General features: G+C 36.8%; 1 protein-coding gene. It reads left to right on the top strand.

Going from position 1 to position 261, the window contains the following annotated elements; all coding sequences use genetic code 11:
* Positions 1-36 precede the first annotated feature (36 nt).
* A partial coding sequence (locus tag COJ96_RS25730) for an FtsX-like permease family protein (RefSeq protein ID WP_306460619.1) occupies positions 37-261 on the top strand: 225 nt, incomplete at its 3' end.

Genomic DNA, 261 nt, shown 5'->3' with positions numbered 1-261 from the left:
GATTTTTTTATTGTAACAAATGAATCAGTAGCCGAAATGATCGCTAATGTATCTACTTCAATGAAGTTCTTAACTATAGCCATTTCTGCAATATCATTACTGGTAGGTGGCGTCGGTGTTATGAATATTATGTTCGTATCTGTAACAGAACGTATACATGAAATTGGCATTCGCCTTTCTGTAGGTGCCAATCCTGCTGATATTAAACGACAGTTTCTAATTGAGTCAGTATTCATCTGTTTTATCGGGGGAGTTATCGGG

The organism is Bacillus sp. AFS073361 (assembly GCF_002567005.1).
Classification (GTDB): Bacteria; Bacillota; Bacilli; order Bacillales; family Cytobacillaceae; genus Neobacillus.
The sequence above is the reverse complement of the archived record's forward strand: the minus strand, read 5'-3'. Positions and strand labels throughout refer to the sequence as shown.